The sequence below is a fragment of the Mesorhizobium sp. M2A.F.Ca.ET.037.01.1.1 genome, from assembly GCF_003998075.1.
Lineage (GTDB): Bacteria > Pseudomonadota > Alphaproteobacteria > Rhizobiales > Rhizobiaceae > Mesorhizobium.
This window is the reverse complement of the sequence record NZ_RZSA01000609.1, coordinates 1-4,139: the sequence shown is the minus strand read 5'-3', so window position 1 is coordinate 4,139 and position 4,139 is coordinate 1. Positions and strand designations below refer to the sequence as shown.

The 4,139-nt window shown below is 65.1% G+C and carries 2 protein-coding genes and 2 pseudogenes; 2 read left to right on the top strand and 2 right to left on the bottom strand.

The window, feature by feature from the left end; genetic code table 11:
• Positions 1 to 664, bottom strand: a 664-nt coding sequence (locus EOA27_RS25320) for an MFS transporter (RefSeq protein WP_127257537.1), incomplete at its 3' end; no start/stop codon positions are given.
• A gap of 111 nt (positions 665 to 775) precedes the next feature.
• Between EOA27_RS25320 and EOA27_RS25315 the strand changes: the two are divergent.
• Together EOA27_RS25315 and hutH are read left to right on the top strand one after the other, a co-directional pair.
• Positions 776 to 1,707 (top strand): annotated as a pseudogene (locus tag EOA27_RS25315) (ornithine cyclodeaminase family protein).
• Positions 1,704 to 3,184, top strand: a pseudogene (hutH, locus tag EOA27_RS25310) (histidine ammonia-lyase). Before EOA27_RS25315 ends, hutH begins: the two co-directional pseudogenes overlap by 4 nt.
• An 86-nt stretch (positions 3,185 to 3,270) precedes the next feature.
• Here hutH and EOA27_RS25305 read toward each other — a convergent pair.
• On the bottom strand, positions 3,271 to 4,074 hold the full coding sequence (locus EOA27_RS25305; protein ID WP_127257535.1) for a 3-methyl-2-oxobutanoate hydroxymethyltransferase: 804 nt from the start codon (positions 4,072 to 4,074) through the stop codon (positions 3,271 to 3,273).
• Between the last annotated feature and the right edge of the window lie 65 nt (positions 4,075 to 4,139).

The following is a 4,139-nucleotide window of genomic DNA, read 5'->3' as shown; positions in this document are numbered from 1 at the left end:
CCGCAAGGCCGAGCGAGGTGAGGAAAAAGCCAGGCCAATCGAATGGCTTCGCCTCGGAATCGCGGTCGCCCGGCACGAAGCGGGCAACCAGCGCAAGCCCGGCCAGCCCCAGCGGCGCGTTGATGAAGAAATTCCAATGCCAGGAGAGATAGGTGGTGATGAAGCCGCCAAGCACCGGCCCGACCACCGGCGCGAACAAAGCCGGCCAGGTGATCAACGCCGTCGCGGCGATCAGCTCGGATTTCTCGGCGTTGCGCAGCACCAGGATGCGGCCAACCGGCGTCATCAGCGCGCTGCCCAGGCCCTGCACGATGCGAGCGGCGACGAACTCCGTCAGGCTCTGCGAAAAGCCACAGGCAACCGAAGCCAGCGTGAACAGCGCGATCGCCAGGAGGAAAATATTGCGCGCGCCAAAACGGTCGGCAAGCCAGGCCGACAGCGGCACGAACACCGCCATGGTCAGCATATAGGCGGTGATGCCGATGCTCATCGCCACCGCCGGCACGCCGAAGGAATGGCCCATCTGCGGCAGCGACGTCGAGATGATCGTCGAATCGAGCAGCTGCATGAAGAAGGCGACCGCCACGATCAGCGCGACACGACGCGCCTGGCCTGCGGAATCTCCGGACGGGGACACGGCTGCGTTGTCGGGGATGCTGGTCATGACGCGCTGGTTGAACAGCATAAGCCCCGTCCAGTCCAGAGCTTATCCAACAAACTTTCGTGTCGCCTCTCCGCCTGTTATGGAAGAGCGCGGGCCGGCCGAGGGAAACGCATGAAGCCTATCTACATCGACTACCTCAACGCTCTCGACATCGAAGCGCTTGCCATGACCGACGCCGAGATCATTGGCGCCGTCGAGGCCGGGCTCGTCGCGCAGGGCAAGGGCCAGATCGTTATCGAGCCGCGCGTCCATCTCGAGCCGGATCCCTCCTTCCACGGCCACTTCAACGTGCTGCGCGGCTATGTGGCGCCGCTCGACGCCGCCGGCGTGAAGATCGTCGGCGACTATGTCGACAATTACATGCACGGCCTGCCGTCGGAATTCGGCATCCTCAATCTTTTCGATCCGCGCACCGGTACGCCGCGCCCGTGCGCATGTCGGTGATGACGGTGGCGTCGAGGATGGCGCGCGGCACCGCCTATTGGAACGTACGGCTGCTCGACCACCTCTTCGACTTCGACGAGATCCGCGTCCATTCGCGCCGGCCCGAAAGCCGTGACGCCTTCGCCGCGAAGCTCGCCGCCGACCTCGGCAAGCCGGTGCTGGCGGTGGCCAACTGGAAAAGCTGCGTCGAAGGCGCCGACATCGTCGTCGAGGCCTCGCGGCTGCCGGAGCCGCAGCCGCTGCTCAAGACCGAATGGATCAAGCGCGGCGCGCTGGTCGTGCCCTATGGCACGATGAGCGCGGTCGAGCTGTCGCTGACCGACATCATGCAGAAGATCGTCGTCGACGACTGGGGCCAGTGCAAGGGCGGCAAGTTCGGCTCGTTGCGCGCCCATGTCGAGACGGGACGGCTGAGCGAGGCGACTTTGCACGCCGAACTCGGCCAGATCGCGGCCGGCCTGAAGCCGGGCCGGCAAAGCGATGGCGAGACGATCCTGTTCTGGCATCGCGGCCTCTCGCTCTCCGACATCGCGCTCGGCAAAGCGATGCTCGCCAAGGCCGGCGAAAACGGCATCGGCCAGAGGCTGCGCTTCGCATGAGCCCGCTCGTTCTCACCGGCGCCGGCGTCAGCATCGAGGATGTTGCCGCCGTCGCGCGCAATTCCGACAAGGTCGAAGTCACGCCGCTGGTCATCGAGAAGCTCGGCAAGGCGCGGAAAGTCCTCGACGAGGCCGCGGCCGGCGGGCAGCAGATCTATGGTCTGAACACCGGGCTCGGCGCCAATCTCGGCACAGCGGTGGAAGGTGATGCCAGTGCCTTCCAGCGTCAGCTTCTCGACGGGCGTGGCGCCGCAGTCGGGGAAGCTTTGCCGATACAGACCGTGCGAGCGGTGATGTTTGCTCGCATCGCCATGCTTTCGGCCGGTGGCTCCGGTCTCTCGCAGCATGTATTCACGGCACTCGTCGAAGCCCTCAATGCCGGCGTCCATCCGGTCATGCCGTCGCTGGGCTCGATCGGCGCCGGTGACCTGGTGATGATGACGGCGATCGCGCACACGCTGATCGGTGAAGGCGACGCCAACTACCAGAGCCGTCGCATGCCCTCTGCCAAGGCGCTGATGATGGCGCGTCTGGCGCCGGTCAGTCTGGCGCCGAAGGACGGTCTATCGCTGATCAATGCCTCGGCGGTCTCGGCTGGCGCCGGCGCGCTGGCGCTTGTCGACGTCCTGTCGGCGATGGAACAGCAGCAACAGGCCGGCGCGCTGACCATGGAGGCGCTCGGCGCGAACCGCACCATTCTGGACCCGCGCCTGCATGTGGCCCGCCCTGCGGCATGCCAGGCGCTGGCCGCAAAGACGCTGCGCGAGCTGCTCGCGCGCGACCATGACCGGCGCCGACCACCATTCAGGATCCGCTCTCGATCCGCTGTATGCCCTCGATTCACGGCGCGCTGATCCAGGCGATCGATCACGCCAGGCTGGCGGTCGAGATCGAGTTGAACGCGGCCGCCGACAACCCGCTGGTGCTTGCGGAGGACGCGCTCGTGCTGTCGACCGGCAATTTCCATACCTCGTCGCTGGCGCTCGCTTTCGAGACGCTTGGCCTAGCGATTGCGCAATGCGCGGCAGCCTGCGCCGCCCGTTTCATCCAGCTCACCGGCTCCAGCCGCCACGGCCTGCCAAAATATCTGTCGCCGATCGGCGGCGCATCAGCCGGCTTCGTGCCGTTGCAGAAAACGGTCACGGCAATCCTCGCCGGCATCCGCCAGAAGGCCAATCCAGCAATGCTCGACTTCCTGCCGGTGTCAGAGGGCGTCGAGGATCACGCCACCCAGACACCGCTCACCATCGCCAAATGTGCCGAGATGATCGTGCTGTGGCGGCGTCTGATCGCCTTGGAGCTGATGGCGGCGGCCCAGGCCGTGGATCTGCGCGAAGGGTTTGTGCTGGCGCCGGCAACCGGAGTGATCCACGCAGCGGTCCGCTCTCATGTCGCGACGCTCAAGGAAGACCGGTCGCTGGGGACCAGTGCCAACACACTCTACGCTGCGCTCGCCGACGGAACGTGGCGAGCCTAAAGCATGTCTCCCGACAAGTGCGCCCGGTTTCGCGATAAAGACATGCTTAGAATTGGAAACTTAAAGCAGCACCTATCGCCGCCCGTTCAGGGTTTTGCCTCAACCTTCTTCATGAAAAGGGTGAGCTCGTCCGGATCCATATGCACGATGTGCCTGTCTTCCGGATAGGCGCCGCTGTTGACGTCGGCGACATATTCGGAAAACGCCGCGATGCGCTCCTGCTGCAGCCGGTCATATTCGGCGGCGAAGTTGCGATAGACTTTCGAGTGGCGCGGCATGTGACCGCGATTGGCGCCGAGGATATCCTCGGCAAACAGATATTGCGCGTCGCAGCCGGTGCCCGCGCCCATCGACAGCATGATCAGCGAAGTACGCTCGGAGATCGCCCTCGCCACCTCCACCGGCACGACCTCGATCTCGGCGCCGATGGCGCCGGCGGCTTCCAGCTGCTTCACCGCCTCGAACACCTGCATGGCCGTATCGGCGGTCTTGCCGACAGCCTTGAAGCCGCCGGTCCAGGTCGCGCGGGAGGGAATGAGGCCGACATGGCCGATGACGGGGATGGCGTCGTCGGCCATGCGCTTGATCGTGGCGTAGCCGGCGCTGCAATAGACGGCGTCGGCGCCGGCCTTGTAGAGCCTGAAAGCCCAACGCAGGAAATCGTCGGCCGTGCCGATCTCGAAGAAGTTCTCGCCGGGCATGGTGAAGAGGCTGGGCGCCGCATCGCGATATTGCGGATTGAGCACCAGTTCCGGCGTCACCGCGACGATGTCCACCCCTGCCAGCTCGGCGGCCTCGGCCTCTTCCAGCGTCAGAACGCGCAGCATGGTCAATTGCCGCCTGCCCTTTATCGCGCGCAGATCGGCGACGGTCGGTCTCTTTCGGCTCATCGGACTTCGGTTCCCTCTATGTGTTGCGGCGATTTGCTGTCAGCCGATATCGATCATCACCTTAC

Excerpts from the sequence above, each read along its gene's own strand:
- EOA27_RS25305 (WP_127257535.1), bottom strand. The coding sequence starts at position 4,074 with ATGAGCCGAAAGAGACCGACCGTCGCCGATCTGCGCGCGATAAAGGGC.